The following is an 18,245-nucleotide window of genomic DNA, read 5'->3' on the forward strand; positions in this document are numbered from 1 at the left end:
AACTACCCGCCAACGAGGCAGGGTGAAAAAAACAAAATCTAGAAATTTACTTGAGCGTTTACAAAATTATGAAGATGACGTACTCAGGTTTATGATCGATAAAGCCGTACCTTTTACTAATAATCAAGGCGAAAATGACTTGAGGATGGCAAAAGTTCAGCAGAAGATCTCGGGCTGCTTCAGGAGCGAATATGGAGCAGAAATGTTTTTTGGTCTTCGTAGTTACTTATCAAGCTGTAAAAAGCAGGGAGTAAGTGGCTCTACTGCTTTAACGCTATTGTTGAATGGCATGCTACCTAATATTTTTATCCCTGCTGAGTAGTTACACGTAATCTATTGAAGTATGGCGTTAACGTATTGTTTTTGCTTTTATTTCAATTTATTCAATGAGTTGGAAGTTTGGCTTTGTTTTCTAGGAATTTTAGGCTAAAAAAATTAATAATATATCTAATTTTAACTTTGCAAATCAATAACGACTATGATATTTTTTCACCTTAGTTTGATGGTACTTTTACCAGCTAAATTAACTATATGGAACATGGATATGATTAAACGTAAATTACCCCTTCTTGTTAGCACATTGCTACTTGGCCAATTTCTTCCTGCTCATGCAGATCAACCTGATGCTGAAACGTTAGTTGGAAACGTTTACGGTGGTATCCACGGCGCCTATCTTAAAGCTGATAACGACCGTTTAGATGCTACTGGCGATCAATTCAATAACGCTGGCGGTGCTGGTGTTGAATTAGGTTATCGTGTTTCAGCTCCTTTAGAGCTGCGTTTATCTTACACAAACTTTACTGCTGATCTTAAGCAAGGTAGTGATCTTGATAATCTAAACAAATACACATTTGATGCTCTTTTCTTCCCAACCGGAAAGAACGTTTATTTACTAGGTGGTATTAGTGCATTAGATTTTGAAGCTGATGCAGAAGCAGCGGTTAACGTCGGTCTTGGTTACCGTCAATACTTCACTGACCAGTTTGCTGGTTATGTTGAAGGTAAAGGTAGCTACCAATTTGACGAAAAATTTACTGATGCAATCGCTCAAGTAGGTCTAGTGTATTTCTTTGATAAAAATGAAAAAGCACTACCACCTGTTAAAGCTGAGCCAGTAGCTTACGTTGCACCTGTTGCGATCGATACTGATAAAGATAGTGTTGTTGACGGTACTGACCAATGTCCAGCTACACCTATGTCTAATAAAGTAGACGAAGTAGGTTGTACTATTTTTGCTGAAGAAAATCTTTCATACCGCTTGGCTGTTAACTTTGATAATAACAAAGCTGTTGTTAAACCTGAGTACTTTTCTGAGCTTGATAAAGTAGCAACATTCCTTAAAACTTACCCACACGTAGACATTACGGTTGACGGTTACAGTTCAGTATTAGGTAAAGCAGATTACAACCTAGAGTTATCACAAAAACGTGCTAACGCAGTTGCTGCTATGTTGACGTCTAAATACGGTATTGATGCAAATCGCATGAAGGCTGTTGGTCACGGTGAAACAAATCTACTTGATACAAGTAATACTCGTGCTGCTCACAAAATGAATCGTCGAATCGAAATTAACATCGATGAAACTCGTAAAGTGCCAGTTACTCGTTAATATACTTGCATAATTTAACTCTCCTAACTCGTTAGGAGAGTTTTTTCTCATTTTTCTATAATCTATAGAACTAAGTCAGCTCTTATTAACCCTATAAAAACGACCTCCTCCTTTTACCAGAACATTATAATTCGCTGTTTTTTTATACTTATTGGCATGTGTTTATTGTTTTTTCTGATCCCTCATCATTGATTTTATGAGTTTTTTTCGTGCACTATTCTCTGATGTACATATAATAGTTATCTATATTTATACCCGTTATAGCAACGCTATTAAGTATGTGATCAAATATTGCGTAGGAAAATCCTGTCAATTTAAAGTGTAGATTTCGTCAATTAATTATGCTATCTGCAGAGTTTCCAGCGCAGAAGTAATGCATTTTAACTAGAAAGGTTGATCTGCTATTTAGCGGAATTGGTATCGCGATTAAAAATACAAAAAGAAGTAAGCAGTAAGCTAAATAAACTTCGGTTTGAGACTGAGTTGTTAAGTTTCATCAAAGAAGTCATCATTTACATCAAATTATGTTTTAAGCTAAACGATTTTTCTGTGCAATATTTACAACGCTTATTTCATACAATTGGGTATAACAAGGATGTCTAAAAAGTGAATATATTTTCAATTAAGCCATTATTACTAGCGATTGTTATCAGTTTTATTGGTATTTTCTCTACTTATACTATTTCATTAAAAGTAACTGAACAGTTAAAAGCTGAAAGTTATGAAAAAATAGAAAATATTGCAAAACAGGTCTCTAGTCACTTTCAAGATGCGATTGATAAATCGATCAATGATTTACAAGGGTTACAAGCCTTTTATAGTGCTAATAAACAGCACTTTTCACAACTTGAATTTAATCAATATATGGATGTACTTGATATTAATCAGAGAGGATATATTCAGGCAATGAGTTGGGTTCCTTTGGTTAAATCCAGTGAAAAAGAGCGGTTTGAAGCGCTCATTAGGGCTCAACAACCTGATTTTGATATCATGGAAAGAGATGCTCAAGGTAAGTTGGTTAAAAGCAAAGTTAGACCTCATTACACTCCCGTGGCTTACGTTAGCAACTACCAAGTTAATAAACAGGCATTAGGGTTTGATCTCAATAGTAATGATATACGTCGCCAATCGTTGGAATTGGCCAGAGACAGCGGCAGAATGACAACCACTGCAAAAATTAAACTAATACAAGAAACAGGCTCTTCTGCTGGTTTTTTAATTATTGCACCGGTATATCAACAAGATCTCCCGATTGATACAAAAGTACAACGTATTACGGCATTGATTGGTTACGTAACGGGTGTGTTCAGAATTGACACGTTAATGGAAAATGCAAAAGCACGAGCGGATATTGAAGCCTTAGAGTTGAGTTTATTAGATATTAACCAAGAAAATGGTGGTTTGCTTTATGGTCAAATAGAAGATAAAGATTTTTTTAGTTTTGATATTAAAATTCCGGATCGTCAGTGGCAGTTAAATATCGCGCTTAATGATCTGTTGTTAAAAGATATTGAGTCTCCAGCAGTCATTAAATGGATTTTGTTCGGTGGCATTGTGATTAGCTTATTATTAGCTTTTGCTATCTATGCATTACAAGTTGCTGTTTTTAGAGCTAAAAATATTAGTCATTTAAGTGAGGCTCTGCAGAATCAAAATAGTCAATTAGAGAAAAAGGTGGTCGAGAGGACTCAGTCTTTAGCCGATAAAAATGTCCAATTAAAAACAAATATTGATGAGCTAACAACACAGAGAGCACTTTTATCTAGTTTAATGAAAGAAGCCGATGCAGCAAAAGTACTTGCTGAGTTGCGTTCTGTTGACCTTGCCCGTTCAAATAAAGACTTGGATGAATTTGCGTATGTCGCATCTCACGACTTAAAAGCGCCATTACGTGGTATTGACCAGTTAGCGACTTGGGTTGTGGAAGATCTTGAGGAAGGGAATTTAGAGGAAATACCTGCTCATCTTAAAATGATGCGCAATCGAATAAAGCGTTTGGAAACGTTATTGAATGATTTATTAACGTATTCACGTGCAAACCGCCAACAAAATAGTATTTCTGATATTGATAGTAAGGTTGTCATTAATGATCTGTTCTCATTAGTTGCACCGCTGGAAGGTTTTACGTTAACGATTAAGGATAACCTTCCTCGTTTTTCAACTTACAGAGCACCTTTTGAACAGGTAGTGAGAAACTTACTCAGCAATGCGATTAAACATCATGATAAAGAGCAAGGTCATATTCAGATTGGATGTACAGAAACAGATGAATTTTATGTCTTCAGTATAGAAGATGATGGTCCTGGTATCTCGCCTAATTATCATGAAGATATATTTAAAATGTTTAAAACCTTAAGACCACGCGATGAAACTGAAGGCAGTGGTATGGGATTGGCATTAATCAAAAAAATTGTTGAGCATTACTCTGGTGAAGTGATTGTTAAATCTGTGCTAGGGCAGGGGTGTACTTTTTACTTTAGTTGGCCGAAAGGGGAAATAGAGTCCAGCATGATGGAGCAGAAATAGTTAAGGTATAATCGCAATATCAATAAAGTAGTGCTCTATTTAATGGAAATAATGCACTAGTGATTTTCAACGAACACTAAATGCAGCGGTTCTATCAGGATAATACAGTTAAAAGGATATAGTTATAATGAGTAGTAATTATGCAGAAGTCAGCATTTTATTAATAGAAGATGATGAAATAGATGCAAAAGCAGTAGAGAGAGGCTTTGCTAAATTAAAATTAGCTAATCCCATTATTAGAACTAAAAACGGCTTAGAGGCATTACAGCTGTTGCGACAACCAGATGCAATACAGCGACCATATTTGATTCTACTGGATCTTAATATGCCGATCATGGGGGGATTAGAGTTTCTAAAAATAATTCGTCAGGATGAAGAGTTAAAAAATACTATCATTTTTGTTTTGACTACCTCATCGGCTGACCAAGACTTAGTTGCTGCTTATAATGAAAATATCGCCGGTTATATCGTTAAATCCGATGTAAAAGGTGGCTTTGATAAGGTCATTAAGTTGTTAGATTGTTATTGGCGAGTAGTGATGCTACCTACATAGTTTATATTGCTTTTTAATATAGACTGCATAAGTGCTTAAATTACATGGTTATTTTATTCGCTTACAATTTAATAGCCATCAGTAGCTTATCAAATGCGATAGGATGGCTAAAATAGTAACCTTGATAATGATAACAGCCTAGCTGGACTAGACAGTCTAACTCTTCTTTTTTCTCAACTCCTTCAGCGATCACTGTCATGTTCAAACTTTTAGCTAACTCGATAATCATACCTGCAATCGCAGTATTACTTTTATCCTTGTGAATATCGGTTACAAAATAACGGTCAATCTTAAGTAATGTAGCAGGTAAGCGTTTTAAATAAGCTAGCGAAGAATAACCTGTTCCAAAATCATCAATTGCGCACTCCACTCCAAAACGATGTAATTTTTCTAAGCTCTCTATTGATAACTCTATATCGCCCATCATTATGCTTTCAGTAATTTCTATTTTTAAACGAAAAGGCGAAATTTGACTTTCTTCTACCGCTGAAATAATGGTTTGCACAAAGTTGTGCTTTGCTAATTGTTTAGCACTTATGTTAATTGAAATTTGCTTAAAAGAATCAGGCAGGTCGAGCTGTTCTAACTTTTTGATGTCAGCACATGCTTGCTTTAATACATAGCTCCCTATTTGTATAATCAGGTCACTTTCTTCTGCAATAGGGATATAAATTGCCGGGGATTCGTAACCTCGTAATGGATTATTCCAGCGCAGTAATGCCTCCGCCCCAACTATGTTTTTAAGGTGGTCATATTGCGGTTGATAATGTAATTCAAAGTTATTATTTTTGAGGGCTTGCTTTATTTCCTGTGTATAAGTGATGTGTTCATTAAGTTGTACTGACATGTCGCTGTTGTAGGCAAGCGCTTTATTTTTACCTTTTTTAAAGGCTTCATACATGGCAATGCTCGCATTCTTCAGTACATCCTGAACGCTCTTACTCTTATCATTAAATGTTTCATAACCAATGAAACAAGAAACAGAAAATCGTCCTTCAGATAGCTCAAGTGGTATCTCAATGGCAAATACAATATCTGCAATAACACCATTAATAATAGATTTCATTTCAAGGGGGCTAACTGGTAAGTCTTTTAATAAAACGATAAATTCATGGCCATCAAATCTCGCAATGGTAGCAAGTTTTTTCACTGTATGACGTAGTCTATTTGCCACTTGTCGTAACACTTTATCACCCACATGATAGCCCATCACATCATTAATATTTTTAAACTTATCCAAATTAATTAATAATATGGCACCAGTGCTTGCCTGATCTGCACAATTATCAATGGCTTTAGCTAAGCGTTGCTGCATTTCCATTCTATTGAATAAGCCGGTGAGAAAATCATGAGAGGCTTGGTAACTGATTTTTTCTTCAATCTGTTTTCTGGTTTTAATTTCTAAGACTAGCGAGCGGTGATTAATAGAGCCGATACTGCTTGTTGCCAGTTTTTTTAATACTGGGGTTAAGGCATTTTGAATTGCTTCACCTAACGGCTGCTTACGCTCAATAGCTAATACACCAAAACCACCAATTTTAAATAAGTGGTAAAGACTCGATTCATATTCAATAACGTCAATCGCTAAGTTATTTGTAAAGAAAGTATTAACGATATTGGCGAGTGGTTGGTTATTACTTGCTAGCAACCCATATTTTTTCATTGGGAAACTTAAATAATGACCTAATTTCAAATTTGAATCTTTGCTCTTTTGATGGACTGGATTTTTATTTTTATCTTGTACTAGAAAAACATGGCAATTAGTTGAATTTAAACTGAGGCAGCAGAGGCGTAAAAATTGATGCAACATTTTTTTTAGATCAGAGTCTTTACCTATCGCCAGTACTAACTGGTGTTGGATAGACATAATGTGCATCGCTGTATTCATAAATTATCCAGAATAATTAAAAAGAACCGAGAACGGTTGATTTATTAAGTAAGCGTATTGAACCACAAGGGGTATTAGCTATTTCTCCTATTGCCATCGCACCGACTAAACAGATGTTGGGAAACGGGGACTGTATTGCTTCAAGTTCATCATCGATGCTATCGCCCATGAAAAAATCACGACTGATACAATCAAATAATAATAGCGTGTTGAGTGGGCCTTGCCGTAATAAATTTTGAGCGACTTCTTTACTTGCGTCGATCATTTTATCTTGACTGCTTTGCAATAGGTAGACCATTGAATTAACAGGTACATTTCCTACACACTCTAAATATGAACCATTGGTTTGAATAGGATCTCGAACTAATATTTCGCCATCTAAAGAGATAATGCCTAAAGGGTACTTTTTCGCAAATGTTGCAAAGAAATCTGCACACAGCGGCGTAAAATGCCTACTTTGTATTATTTCCTTATAAATATCAAAGGTAGGCTTATAATTTAAAGAATAAACAAAGTGGCCCTCGGATGACGTAACTAAATAAGGGCCATCAAGTAGCTCCCAGCCGTGTCCAATACTATTGTTGATTGGGCAAGGTAAAGCAATCACTTGTGTGATGCCTCTAACCAACCCCTGGTTGGTAAAAATAACTGGATTATTTGCGTTATCTAAAGAGCCTGCACCACCACCAATGGTTGTGACACCAGAGCCCATGAAATCATAAAAATGGTCAATAAAGTTTTCACTTTTACTACATAGTGCATCGGAGATGATGATGAAATCCTGATATTTTTCAATGATTTTACTTTTGCTGTGAATGTAATGCTTTAAGTCAGGGTCAGATTTGTTGAGCATGTCGTAGTTGACTATTTTCGGGTCAACCATTAATCCCAGTACAATGGCTCCTTGAGTATAATTTTTACCTTGGTAAATTATTTTAGGAAATATTCCGCCGCATAAAGGCAATGGGCATGCTTTTAATGTCTTGTTTACTTTTTCAGTATTATAAGCATTGTTAATACAAGTAAGTAGTAATATGCTGTTAGCACCTGCGTTTATTACACTCTTTATGGCCTTATTCAATTCATCTAAAGAAGGGCTATCTGTAAATTTTATGATAGAAGCCGGGGACATAAAGTCTATTTCCTAAGTTTAGGGTATCAATTTTAGGGTATTAAAATGATGACCTAATATATTGATAAAATACATATATATAACTTTATCTAATTTGTAGAGAAAATCCTATAAAGTTTTGATTTGTATTTATTTGTTTGTGATTGATCGCACTTTTGATAATTATTCGCATTTATTAATTGTATGATTTAATTTGCTGTTATTTTGTTCGATATTGACTCACATTTAGATGTTTTAGTGCTATTTTTGAATTGTGAAGTCGTTATGTTTTACTGATTATTCAATGGAATATCGGCTTTTATTTGACTGGGTGTATGATAATTATTTGATTTGGTATTTGGTATTTGGTAATTATTTGACTGCTAACACTTTGCTCATTTAACCCCTCTAATCGATAACCTCCTTACTGCTTAAGATGACAGATCCTTTTGACGATCGCTCCATAGGTTGGATGTTGTACCCTAACGAGTTTCCCTACGGTTAAAAACCGTCGATAAATAAAATGATGAAAAATCAGGTAGCTATTAGCTGCATTGATCGGAAACATGCTCTCTCCGAGCACTTTATTGACACTTAACACATTAAGATTCAATCGTGGCTGTTTTCAAGTCTGGATATATTACATCTTGTTGCGGAGGGTAAGAGCATTTAGCCGTATAAGTCGCGACCCCTTTTGTTTGCCAAAATATATCAGCAAAACGATTCACTTTGTCTAATAATTGTTGAGTTACTTTTTCAGTGCTGCTCTGTATGCAGCAAGTACTGAAATTCATCAACATAAAGCCAGAGAAATAGATGAAGATATACCGGTGCCTGAGATAGCTCTGAGTGTATTTAGGGATAGTATGGATGGTGTTAATATCCATATAACAGTGGCAAACTATATACTTGGCGCGCCAGATCTTGCCCCTAGCGCATCAATCTCAGAAGATGGTTTTTTATATGGACATGTTCATGTTTTCGTTAATGGAATAAAACGGCAACGGCTATATGGGCAAAATGTCCATATCCCTAATACTTGGATGAAAACAGGCGTGAACCAAATGGCTATTTCATTAAATAGTCACCAGCATGAAAATTGGATTTTAAATCAAGAAAATATTGTGGCTTCAGTATTTCTAGATCTCGCTAAAGAAACATTAGTTTTACATCACTTTTTATCTCAACCGATTGAAAATGAGCATACACTGTATTGGAGCCTGTTAGACTTTTAAGTTATTGTTAGATGTGTTGCTGAGTTTATTGTTAAGTGAAAACTAAGGGGTGAAAGCTAATCTGACACAGGGGCATACAGTCTTTCGGATTCGCATTAACCAGTGACAACTGTCTTTAAGAACATCGTGGGCAAGTTTTATTGTCTAGCTAAGCGGCATCACAGTTGTAATCATAGCCAAAATCAAAATCAAAACGACAAGCAAAGCATTGCAAACATGACGAGTCTCGTTATCCAGCCAACTGAAGCCGAATAAAGTCCATGATAGCCAAAGCTTAATGCATTTAAAGCCGGAGTGTTGTAAACCTTTTATTTAATACCTTTTATTTGAGAGATAAGATTTTTTAATTTAACGTTTTCCACTATTAATTTCTTTAAAATCGATATTACAAATCGAGAACCCTTGATCGCCTGTAAATGGGGTGATCTGATTTTCAATACCCACAAAAATTACCTATTCGTAAGTCGATAAAGCCCTTTATAAATACAGTCCTACTAGGTATTATGTATAAAAAAGTTAGAACTTAACCACTGAAAATTTAACATATCATTAAATGACTTACTGCTTTCTTTATCAAAAGAGCAAAAGGTCAAAGTGCTTAGAGTCTATTTTTCTTGAGCGACATTGATAAGTGCCATTACAGTCTTTATTTGTGATTAACTAAAACATCATCATCCAGGAGGAAAACAGTACACATAAAAGGCCGTTATCTTGATTTTAAACGACTTATTTTTATGAAACGCTCGCCTCTTTTCCTAATATTCATCATCACTATTCGTTAATAATTAAAAAGGAAGATAAAGAAAAAATGTCATATCAACTCATACTGATCTGTATTGCGGCTTTAATTGGAATTGGCATTCTTTTGCATCATCCATCACGGACTTTTGGCATTCCTTCTTTGCTAATTTTTATGGGAGTTGGGCTGTTATTTGGTAATGGTGAGTTTAATTTTATCTATGATAATTTTGCTTTAACTTCTCTAGTTGGCAGTATTGCACTTAACATTATTGTTTTTGTTGGCGGATTAAATACATCCAAGGAAAGCGTTCGCGTTGCTTATCGAGAAGGGGGAATACTCTCAACCTTAGGAGTTCTGTTAACGACCTTCTTTTTTGCCATTCTACTTTCTTATATTTTAGATTTTTCTTTTATTGTTTGTCTTTTATTTGCAGCCATTGTCTCATCAACCGATGCTGCCGCTGTTTTCTCAATCCTACATTCCAAAAAAATTAAATTAAAAGAGCAAACAGATACCGTATTAGAATTTGAATCCGCTACTAATGACCCCATCGCACTGATTCTTGTTGTTCTATTAACTGAGTTAGCACTTACTCCTGAGAGTGGCATTTCTGCAAGTCGTATTAGTATTGAGTTAATCACACAAATTTTTAGTGCATTAATTATTGCTTTCATTGTAGGGCGTTTATGTGTGTGGTTACTTAACCATATTAAGCTTGAAGAATACGGTTTAATTCCTGTGTTTGTTCTGGTGAGTTTTGTCTTAGCGACCTACGGTAGTGAGCTTGTTGGCGGTAATATTTTATTAGCTTCATATGTGGCAGGGGTAGTGATTGGTAACGGCATTAAACGGGGGAAAGAGATCACTAAACACTTCTTCAATAGCTTATCTTGGTTAGCTCAGGCACTCATGTTTATCGCGCTTGGTTTGCAAATCTTCCCGCAGCATCTTTTTGATGTGCTTTATTCTTCTTTATTACCTGCCGCATTATTAATACTGGTTGCGAGGCCCTTAGCCGTACAAATTTGCTATCTTTTTTTCCCGAAAGCCAGTTGGAAAAAGCGTTTATTTATTTCATCCATAGGCCTTAAAGGCGCGACGCCAATCGTTTTTGCATTGATTCCCGCTGCTGCGGGTGTTACTTCGTCTTTAACCATTGTTAATATGGTCTTTTTTATTGTCTTAATATCAGTGTTTCTGCAAGGGGCTGCGATTAAACCTTTGGCTAAAAAATTACAGCTTAATATTGAACAAGAATAGAAGAATTTTGAGCTTTTATATCCGCTTTTTATAGCCACTTATTCCTGGTTAATAAAAAGCGGTTAAGTGAAAATGGCTATAAAATGAATTTATATTTTATTAAGCCCAAGTGTGAATTGAATTGTTTCTTGGTCTGGTTGTGAGACTTCGATGGAGTAATTGTTCAGCAAACACAATTTATTTACAATGGCTAATCCCAAACCATAATGTTGATTTTCAGTACGCGCAGAATCTATTTGATAGAGAGGTTTGAAGAGTTGTTGTAATTGCTCTGCTGAAATCGGCTGTGTTAACTTGTTTTGTATAATGATATATATTTTTCGGTCATCTTGTTTAGTAATAGTTAAATCAACCGTTGATTGAGCTGGGCTGTAAAATAGCGCATTGTTTATTAGGTTCGAGATAATAATATTAAAGCTTATGATATCTAAATTAAGCGATGTTTTGGCTAATAAATTAGTGACCTCTACTCTTTTTAGCGCATTAATATTAGTACTTTGAATCGTTGTCAGGATGTCATTGATCTGCTCCATGAGGTGAACATGCTCATTTTGCTGTTTTAATAAATACTCATCACTTTGATTAAGCATCATTAGGTTATTCACAATATGTTTCATGCGTTGTGCGATAGAAAGCATATCCTGAGAGTAGGTATCTGAAATACGATGATCATCTGGATATTGAATATGTAATTCACTCAGACTAATAATTTCTGCGATAGGGGTTTTAAGTTCATGTGCGATATCTGCTGATAAACGTTGCTCTTCGCGCAATGTTTGTTGTGAAAACTCAATAAAGCGTAATAATTCTGCCCGTATTGGTGCTATTTCAATATGTTCATTAGGTACTTTAGAGAGCGACGACGTTGCTTTATCTATTTTTAAGTGGGCTATTTCATCATTTAGTAAAATGAGGGGTTTTAATCCTTTATCTATCTGCGCAATGACCAAATAACGAATACCGATGATTAAGGTAAAGAACAATAACCAAAAGACAATATCAAGCACAAGCAAAGCCTGAGAAAAATCTTCATCAGAGACAGTGACAGTAAAAAAAGCTGTGTGTTGAAAAGGAGCCACAGTATTCCGTAAACGTTTGGGAACCTGTGGATGAAAGTAGCTCATTATGGCGCGGCCTGAACGACCATCGGGTAATTCAACATCAATCATTTTTGAGCTATTAATCGGCAGAGCTTGTTTGACTAATTGCTCTTCAGGAAAGGCGCGTAAAGAGCGCGATCTTTCAAAGGGTTTCTCATCAACCCATAATTGGAAATATTGAGATTTTTTGGGGTTTGAAAATTCCGGCATAAACTCATCGGAAAAGTCAAACTCGACACCATTTTTATTTACTTCTACCAATGTTTTTAGATAGTTAGATTTAGTGGTTAAACTCTCATCAAATTTATCTTTTACCCAATCATCTAAGACAATATCGATAGCAATAAAAATGCTAAATAATATGATTGCTGGAATGATAGTGATCGCGCGAACAATATCTTTTTTTATCGATTTCATTCTGTTTGCTCTAATAAGTAACCAAAGCCACGTTTATTTTTGATCGGCAATACACCACCAAGTAACTTAGTTTTTCGCCTTACCGATGATAGGTGCGCCTCGATGCTATTTTTTGATAACTCATCAAAATGCCCAACGACCGCTTCACTTATTTTACTGGTACTGACTATATTGCCTTTGGCGCTAAAAATAGCTTCAATAATTTTGAATTCATTTTTAGTTAGGTCAATCAGGCTATTTTGGTAAGCAAAACTTTTTTGTTGGGTATCGAGGACAAAATTATCTTGTTTGATGACATTGTTAAAGTAAGAAATTTCCCCTCTTTTTTGAATGCTCATGATACGTGCATGTAGTTCATCAAAAGAGAAGGGTTTCACTAAGTAATCATCCGCACCTGCTAGCAAACCATTCACTCGGTCATCTACGGTCACTCGAGCCGAAAGAATAATCACCTTGCTATGAATATTCTCTTGGCGGATGGTTTTCAGTAAAGTCATACCATCAATACTAGGCAGCATTAGGTCTAAAATAATAAGGTCATAGTGATTATAAAGAGCAAGGTTTAAACCTTCACTGCCGTCGCCTGTTGCTTCTACAGTGAACCCTAAGTTACTCAACCCTACAATTAAACTTCTACGTAAATGTTGAGAGTCTTCAATCACTAAAATTTTCATTTTTATATCTCTTTTAGATGCCTATTAAGCATTCGTTTTGCAAGTTGTGGTGATATCTAGTGCACTTTGTTTTTGTTTCGTATTCACACCATAAAACCCTAATAAGGTATGGAATAGATTGTCATGTGATACTGCCTCGTTTTTTGCATGCTGCTCAAGACAGTTTTTATTGATGCCTTTATTCGCAAAATAATCATCTGCAGCCCACATAAACCAAGGCACATGAGTTTGTTCGTTTGGTGCAACAACATAAGGTGTACCATGCAAATATAAACCATTTTCACCTAATGATTCGCCATGATCTGAAAGATAGAAAAGTGCAACGTTATACGTGTCTTGATATTGCTTAAGCAGAGTAATTGTTTCTGCCAATATATAGTCGGTATAAGCGATCGTATTATCATAAACATTAAGGATCTCTTGGTCACTACAATTTTCGATATCACTACGTTCACAAGCGGGTTTAAATAATGCTTTATCCTTTGGATAACGTTGATAATAGGTGGGCCCGTGACTGCCGATTAAATGTAATGCAAAGAGCTTATCTTGCTGTGTGTCTTGTTCTATCAAATCAGGAAGACGACGTAATAGCACTTGATCGTAACAGCTATGTTTATTACACAAATCGCTATTTTCTGTTTTATTAACGTTTAATTTTACTATATTTTGTGCAACTTGTTTATCGCCACCATCATTTTCTAACCATTGCACTTTAACCCCTGCATAGCTCAATACATCTAATACATTATCCTGATTTATTGCTCGTTCTTTTTTATAATTCGAACGGCTCATATTTGAAAATAAACACGGCAATGAAACGGCTGTTGCAGTGCCACAGGTAGTGACATTCTGAAATGAAATGATGCCCATATTCTCTGTATAAGGATTGGTATTGCGAGCATAACCATTGTAAGCAATATTTTGAGCTCGTGCTGTTTCACCAACAACAAAAACCATTAAGGTAGGCTTGTTATTCGCAGCAGGAATAAGTTTCGCATCTTGTCCTAATTTTGAGTAAACAATCGGTTTATTTAAGTAATTTTTCTTCACATACTTGAATGTATTATAAACATGAGCGGGATTAATCATCTTATTCAAATATGAGTTATTACGGCCTATAGAGGCATAATCTTTATAATAAAAAACAGCGATTAAAGCGATGATACTGACCATGCTAATTAAAAATACTGCTTTAAAAAACAAAATTTCAAGGATGCTTTGATTATAAGTTATTTTAACTTTTAACAATAATAAAGCCGGTAGTATGCCTAGTAAGAGAAAGAATAAAACAGAGCTTAAATTAAGGTATGAATAAGCTTCCCCTGTATTTGTTTCAAATATATTTTCCATCATGGTGTAATCAAACATGATGTTATATTTTGTACTTGCATAAAAAGCCAATGCAGAGGTCAATAGTAGCGGAATTAGTATTATTTTAAATACATAAGGCCAAGCTAATAACGTAAAAATAATAACAAAAGCACTCGTTAATAAAAGGTGGCTAATTAAATACAGCGTGAAATCATTGCCAGATAACTCATAAACCCGTTGAATAATAGGGTGGTTAAAGACCATTGCAAAATAACTTGCAAGCAGGATCACGAGGATATTTATATTCAAAGAAAATTCAGTTGGTAAGGTTAATTTTTTAATCACACTATTGTTCATTTAGTTCAAGTCCACATTCTAGGAGAATGTAAACATGTTATGTTTTAAAGCTTAAGGTTGGCTGAAGACAAACTGAAAGTTTACTGAGTTTTGGCCGCGAACAATGCAGTTTTTGAAGAGAAGAGATAATGTTCTTTATTAAAGCGTACAGCGCTATCTACAGTAGCCTGTCTGTACGTTTCAGAGTTACTTGATAGTGAATTATTGTTTTATTTTATCTTTATAAACTTTGCTGACGTGGATCAAGCTGATTAATTTTAATATTGGTTTTATCAATAGTTGCGCACTGCCTACGATAAATAACCAAGTGCCACTTTCAACCAGTGAATTGGATAGAAAGAAAAAACTACCGATTAAAAACCACACCGCAATTAAAAAATCATTAAAGGCGCCTAATGCTTCATAGCGACGCTGAATAATAATGTGCTCTTGTCCTAAATCTAACTCTAATTCATTGATATTTAAACTCATATGTTCTCATTTTTTAGTTGTTGTACTAGGTTTAAGCAGATTATTTTTATGTACTCAGCCTAGCAAATACATCGACTTAAGCAACTATCATTCACTTTTTCTTATTAACCTCACTTACTGTTTCTGCATTTTTAGCTGAAGGTGATTCAGCAATCAGTTATTTCTCTCACTGCCCATTTTTATGTGTAATTAGTCACATCAAAAATAAATCACATTGAATATCGAGTAGGGGGCGAGTACATTGCACAAAGATTTGCTGAATCGATTCAGCAAGTTGCTGGATTTTAATCAATGATTAACATTAGGACGTGATATGAAACTTAAAACACTGTTTATTTCTACTCTGCTTGGCTTAGGCACTCTGACTGTCAATGCTGCTGAATTCACTCTAACCGATTCGTTATCAGGGACGGATGTTGGCGACTGGAAAGTCACTAATCAAACATTAGGTTTTACTGATAGTGGAACATTCTCTGTCGAAAAGCGTCAATTACACGGTGGTAAACAAGCCGGAGTTGATATTCTTATCGTTAATAATGGAAAAGTGAGCATTACCCTAATACCAACTCGTGGCATGGGGATTTTTGATGTGAAGATGGATGGTGAACGTTTACTAGGATGGGACTCTCCGGTCAAAGAAATTGTTAACCCTGCATTTATTGAGTTAGAAAGCCGTAATGGTTTAGGCTGGTTAGATGGTTTTAACGAAATGATGGTACGTTGTGGTTATGAATGGACAGGTCACCCTGGAGTTGATGATAATGGGCAGCTACTTAGTTTACATGGACGAGTACAAAATACGCCTGCTTCAACCGTGAAAGTGATCATAGATGATAAACCGCCACATAAAATAACAATTCAAGGTGAAGTCAGTGAGCGTACCTTTAAAATGGCGGAGCTAGTGACCTTAACTCAATTGGAAGTGGTGCCCGGGTCAACCACTTTCTCACTGCATGATCAGTTAACTAATAAAGCGGATTACGATAACGAATATCAAATTATTTACCATTCTAATTTTGGTACGCCGATCCTAGAAAAAGGTGCTAAATTTATTGCTGCAGCGAGTGAAATATCACCATTTAATGATTATGCTAAAGCGGGCTTAAAAGATTGGCAAACTTATTTAGGGCCTACAAAAGGTTATGATGAAATGGTGTTTAACTTTAAACCTATTGGTAACGACAATGGCGAAACGCTGGCTGTACTGCATAATGCGAAAGCGAATAAAGGGGTTGCAGTCGGTTACAATGTGCAACAATTACCCGTCTTAACATTATGGAAAAATACAGATACCAAACAGCAAGGTTATGTGACCGGCATTGAGCCTGGAACCAGTTATGCTTATAACACCAAATACCAACGTCCATTAGGTTTAGTGCCAACGATTAAAGCGGGTGAAACCAAGCACTTTGATCTGACTTATACTATTTTAGCTAACAATAATGATGTTAAATCAGCACTTAAACAGGTGGCTACCATTCAAAATGGTGCAGAGGTTAAACAAGTTACAACCCCTATTGTCGATTTAAATACGGTCGAATAAGACCGAATAGAATGAAATGAGGTAAGTTTTTAATTAGGCTAAGAGAGAATGCTCATTCTGCAAAGAGTGTATTGTAGAACGAGCATTTTTATCATGCAGCTTTATGCCTCTTAAAAAGAAAAACCCACCATAAATTCTAACTTTGGGTCTTGATCAAAATATACGGGTCTATTGGATGTATATCTCTCTTGTTTAATACCTGCACTTAAGATCATTGGCGATTTAATATAAGCAACACCAAGTCGGTATCCATAAGCATCAACATCAGATCTGTCTTCAACAAAATAGTGACTATACAACACTCCGACATAAGGTTTTATTTGTGCTGTGAAAGGGATGTAATAAGTGGATTGCAAAGACGCTTTTGAAATAGTGGGATTACCTGAAAACCAATATTCATAGGCCGCTCCAACGGCGAGATTATCTAATGCAAAGTATTGCAGTGAGGCACCGGCGACCTTGTAGTGTTCACTTCCGCTCGAAGCTGAGCCTAACTTTATGCCTACTGATTTACTGCCCGCCGTTAAGGATGCGGAATACACACTGTTATTGAAGAAAAAAGAAACAAACGATCCAAGCAGCAGTATTTGAAGAAGAAAACTGATTTGTCGTAGGGGATTAGGCTGCCTTAGGAAATTGACCTGACCTAGAAAGTTGAATAGGGGTGGCGCTAAAAGTAATGATTTCATTTTTAATCCTTTATCAAAGGAGGTGGAACTGCAAGTTTATACCAATCCTAATCGCTTGTTGAACATTTATTGAGCAGCTTATTTGTGGTATGGTTTATCTGTATTATTTTGTAACTACTCAGGCCGTCGCTATTTAAGCCTATTTCTTCGTTGAAAAATGCTCATTTAAACCACTAAACTGCGCTTTTTCGCCTTGAACTAAGCATAAATAGCTTAGCCCTGAGCATTTACGTTTTTATTTTGGTAAAAAGCACTCAGTTTTAATGAGTGCTGAGTAGTTACATTATTTTTTCATCAAATTGCGGATTTTTTGTTTGACCTTTCCCTAAGGGGATACCTTAATATTAATAACTTATGCGGCTATCATTGCGCTTTTATCAATTCACTCATGAATATTAATGCTTAGTTAATGAAAAAATTCATCACATTACTTTTAATGATCACTATACAAGTTACTTTTATGCAAAAAGTGATGGCTTCTGTGCCGGTTTTTGAAAGTGATACGCAAGCAGTGAAACATTGTAATATGCTGATGATGAACACAGTGGATTGTTCGAACATGTTGATAAATATGCAGGACTGTAATGATAATTGTGACTTAATGAGCGTTGTTTCTGTTACGCATTTCATTGAAAGTACTGTGATGTTATCGTTTGCTCATAGCCCGTTTAATTACCCTGTTTTAAACCTATCTCCTCTCCATGCTCACCCTAAAAGCCTCTATCGTCCTCCTTTATTAAGTTAATTTTTTGAGCCGTG

15 protein-coding genes are annotated in these 18,245 nt (G+C 35.6%); 8 read left to right on the top strand and 7 right to left on the bottom strand.

What is annotated here, in order from left to right:
* From H592_RS0107225 to H592_RS0107240, 4 genes are all read left to right on the top strand, one after another.
* Nucleotides 1-322, top strand: a 322-nt coding sequence (locus tag H592_RS0107225) for an IS66 family transposase (protein WP_028868183.1), incomplete at its 5' end; no start/stop codon positions are given.
* 222 nt (nt 323-544) lie between these two features.
* Complete coding sequence (locus H592_RS21700; RefSeq protein ID WP_051369062.1) at nt 545-1,609, top strand: OmpA family protein; 1,065 nt, start codon at nt 545-547, stop codon at nt 1,607-1,609.
* Nucleotides 1,610-2,215: 606 nt separating this feature from the next.
* Complete coding sequence (locus tag H592_RS23225; protein ID WP_051369063.1) at nt 2,216-4,135, top strand: sensor histidine kinase; 1,920 nt, start codon at nt 2,216-2,218, stop codon at nt 4,133-4,135.
* 127 nt (nt 4,136-4,262) lie between these two features.
* Complete coding sequence (locus tag H592_RS0107240) at nt 4,263-4,688, top strand: response regulator (RefSeq protein WP_028868184.1); 426 nt, start codon at nt 4,263-4,265, stop codon at nt 4,686-4,688.
* Between the two features lie 61 nt (nt 4,689-4,749).
* On the opposite strand, the gene H592_RS21710 is transcribed toward H592_RS0107240, so the two are convergent.
* Nucleotides 4,750-6,576, bottom strand: coding sequence for a putative bifunctional diguanylate cyclase/phosphodiesterase (locus H592_RS21710; protein WP_051369064.1), 1,827 nt, complete (start codon nt 6,574-6,576; stop codon nt 4,750-4,752).
* Between the two features lie 16 nt (nt 6,577-6,592).
* Entirely contained in the window at nt 6,593-7,708 is a 1,116-nt protein-coding gene (locus H592_RS23890; RefSeq protein WP_028868185.1) for an FIST signal transduction protein, read from the bottom strand.
* Between the two features lie 719 nt (nt 7,709-8,427).
* Between H592_RS23890 and H592_RS0107255 the strand changes: the two genes are divergently transcribed.
* Both H592_RS0107255 and H592_RS0107265 read left to right on the top strand, forming a co-directional pair.
* Nucleotides 8,428-8,922, top strand: a complete 495-nt coding sequence (locus H592_RS0107255) for a hypothetical protein (protein ID WP_051369065.1) — start codon at nt 8,428-8,430, stop codon at nt 8,920-8,922.
* 808 nt (nt 8,923-9,730) lie between these two features.
* Nucleotides 9,731-10,924 (top strand): potassium/proton antiporter, encoded by a 1,194-nt coding sequence (locus H592_RS0107265; protein WP_028868187.1) that lies wholly within the window; start codon nt 9,731-9,733, stop codon nt 10,922-10,924.
* An 89-nt stretch (nt 10,925-11,013) separates the two neighbouring features.
* Here H592_RS0107265 and H592_RS0107270 read toward each other — a convergent pair whose 3' ends face one another.
* From H592_RS0107270 to H592_RS0107285, 4 genes are all read right to left on the bottom strand, one after another.
* On the bottom strand, nt 11,014-12,441 hold the full coding sequence (locus H592_RS0107270; RefSeq protein WP_028868188.1) for a sensor histidine kinase: 1,428 nt from the start codon (nt 12,439-12,441) through the stop codon (nt 11,014-11,016).
* On the bottom strand, nt 12,438-13,115 hold the full coding sequence (locus H592_RS0107275) for a response regulator transcription factor (RefSeq protein ID WP_028868189.1): 678 nt from the start codon (nt 13,113-13,115) through the stop codon (nt 12,438-12,440). Before H592_RS0107275 ends, H592_RS0107270 begins: the two co-directional genes overlap by 4 nt.
* 24 nt (nt 13,116-13,139) lie before the next feature.
* Nucleotides 13,140-14,783, bottom strand: coding sequence for a phosphoethanolamine transferase (locus H592_RS0107280; protein ID WP_051369066.1), 1,644 nt, complete (start codon nt 14,781-14,783; stop codon nt 13,140-13,142).
* A 201-nt stretch (nt 14,784-14,984) separates the two neighbouring features.
* Nucleotides 14,985-15,254, bottom strand: coding sequence for a YrhK family protein (locus H592_RS0107285; protein ID WP_028868191.1), 270 nt, complete (start codon nt 15,252-15,254; stop codon nt 14,985-14,987).
* Between the two features lie 313 nt (nt 15,255-15,567).
* On the opposite strand from H592_RS0107285, the gene H592_RS0107290 reads away from it, so the two are divergent.
* The gene (locus H592_RS0107290) at nt 15,568-16,797 is read left to right on the top strand and encodes an aldose 1-epimerase family protein (protein ID WP_028868192.1); all 1,230 of its coding nucleotides are present in this window, start codon (nt 15,568-15,570) and stop codon (nt 16,795-16,797) included.
* A 110-nt stretch (nt 16,798-16,907) separates the two neighbouring features.
* Here H592_RS0107290 and H592_RS21715 read toward each other — a convergent pair whose 3' ends face one another.
* Entirely contained in the window at nt 16,908-17,486 is a 579-nt protein-coding gene (locus H592_RS21715) for a ferrodoxin oxidoreductase beta subunit (RefSeq protein ID WP_245600379.1), read from the bottom strand.
* 409 nt (nt 17,487-17,895) lie between these two features.
* On the opposite strand from H592_RS21715, the gene H592_RS0107300 reads away from it, so the two are divergent.
* Nucleotides 17,896-18,231 (top strand): hypothetical protein, encoded by a 336-nt coding sequence (locus tag H592_RS0107300; RefSeq protein ID WP_028868194.1) that lies wholly within the window; start codon nt 17,896-17,898, stop codon nt 18,229-18,231.
* Nucleotides 18,232-18,245: the final 14 nt, after the last annotated feature.

It is taken from the genome of Psychromonas arctica DSM 14288, from assembly GCF_000482725.1.
Lineage (GTDB): Bacteria > Pseudomonadota > Gammaproteobacteria > Enterobacterales > Psychromonadaceae > Psychromonas > Psychromonas arctica.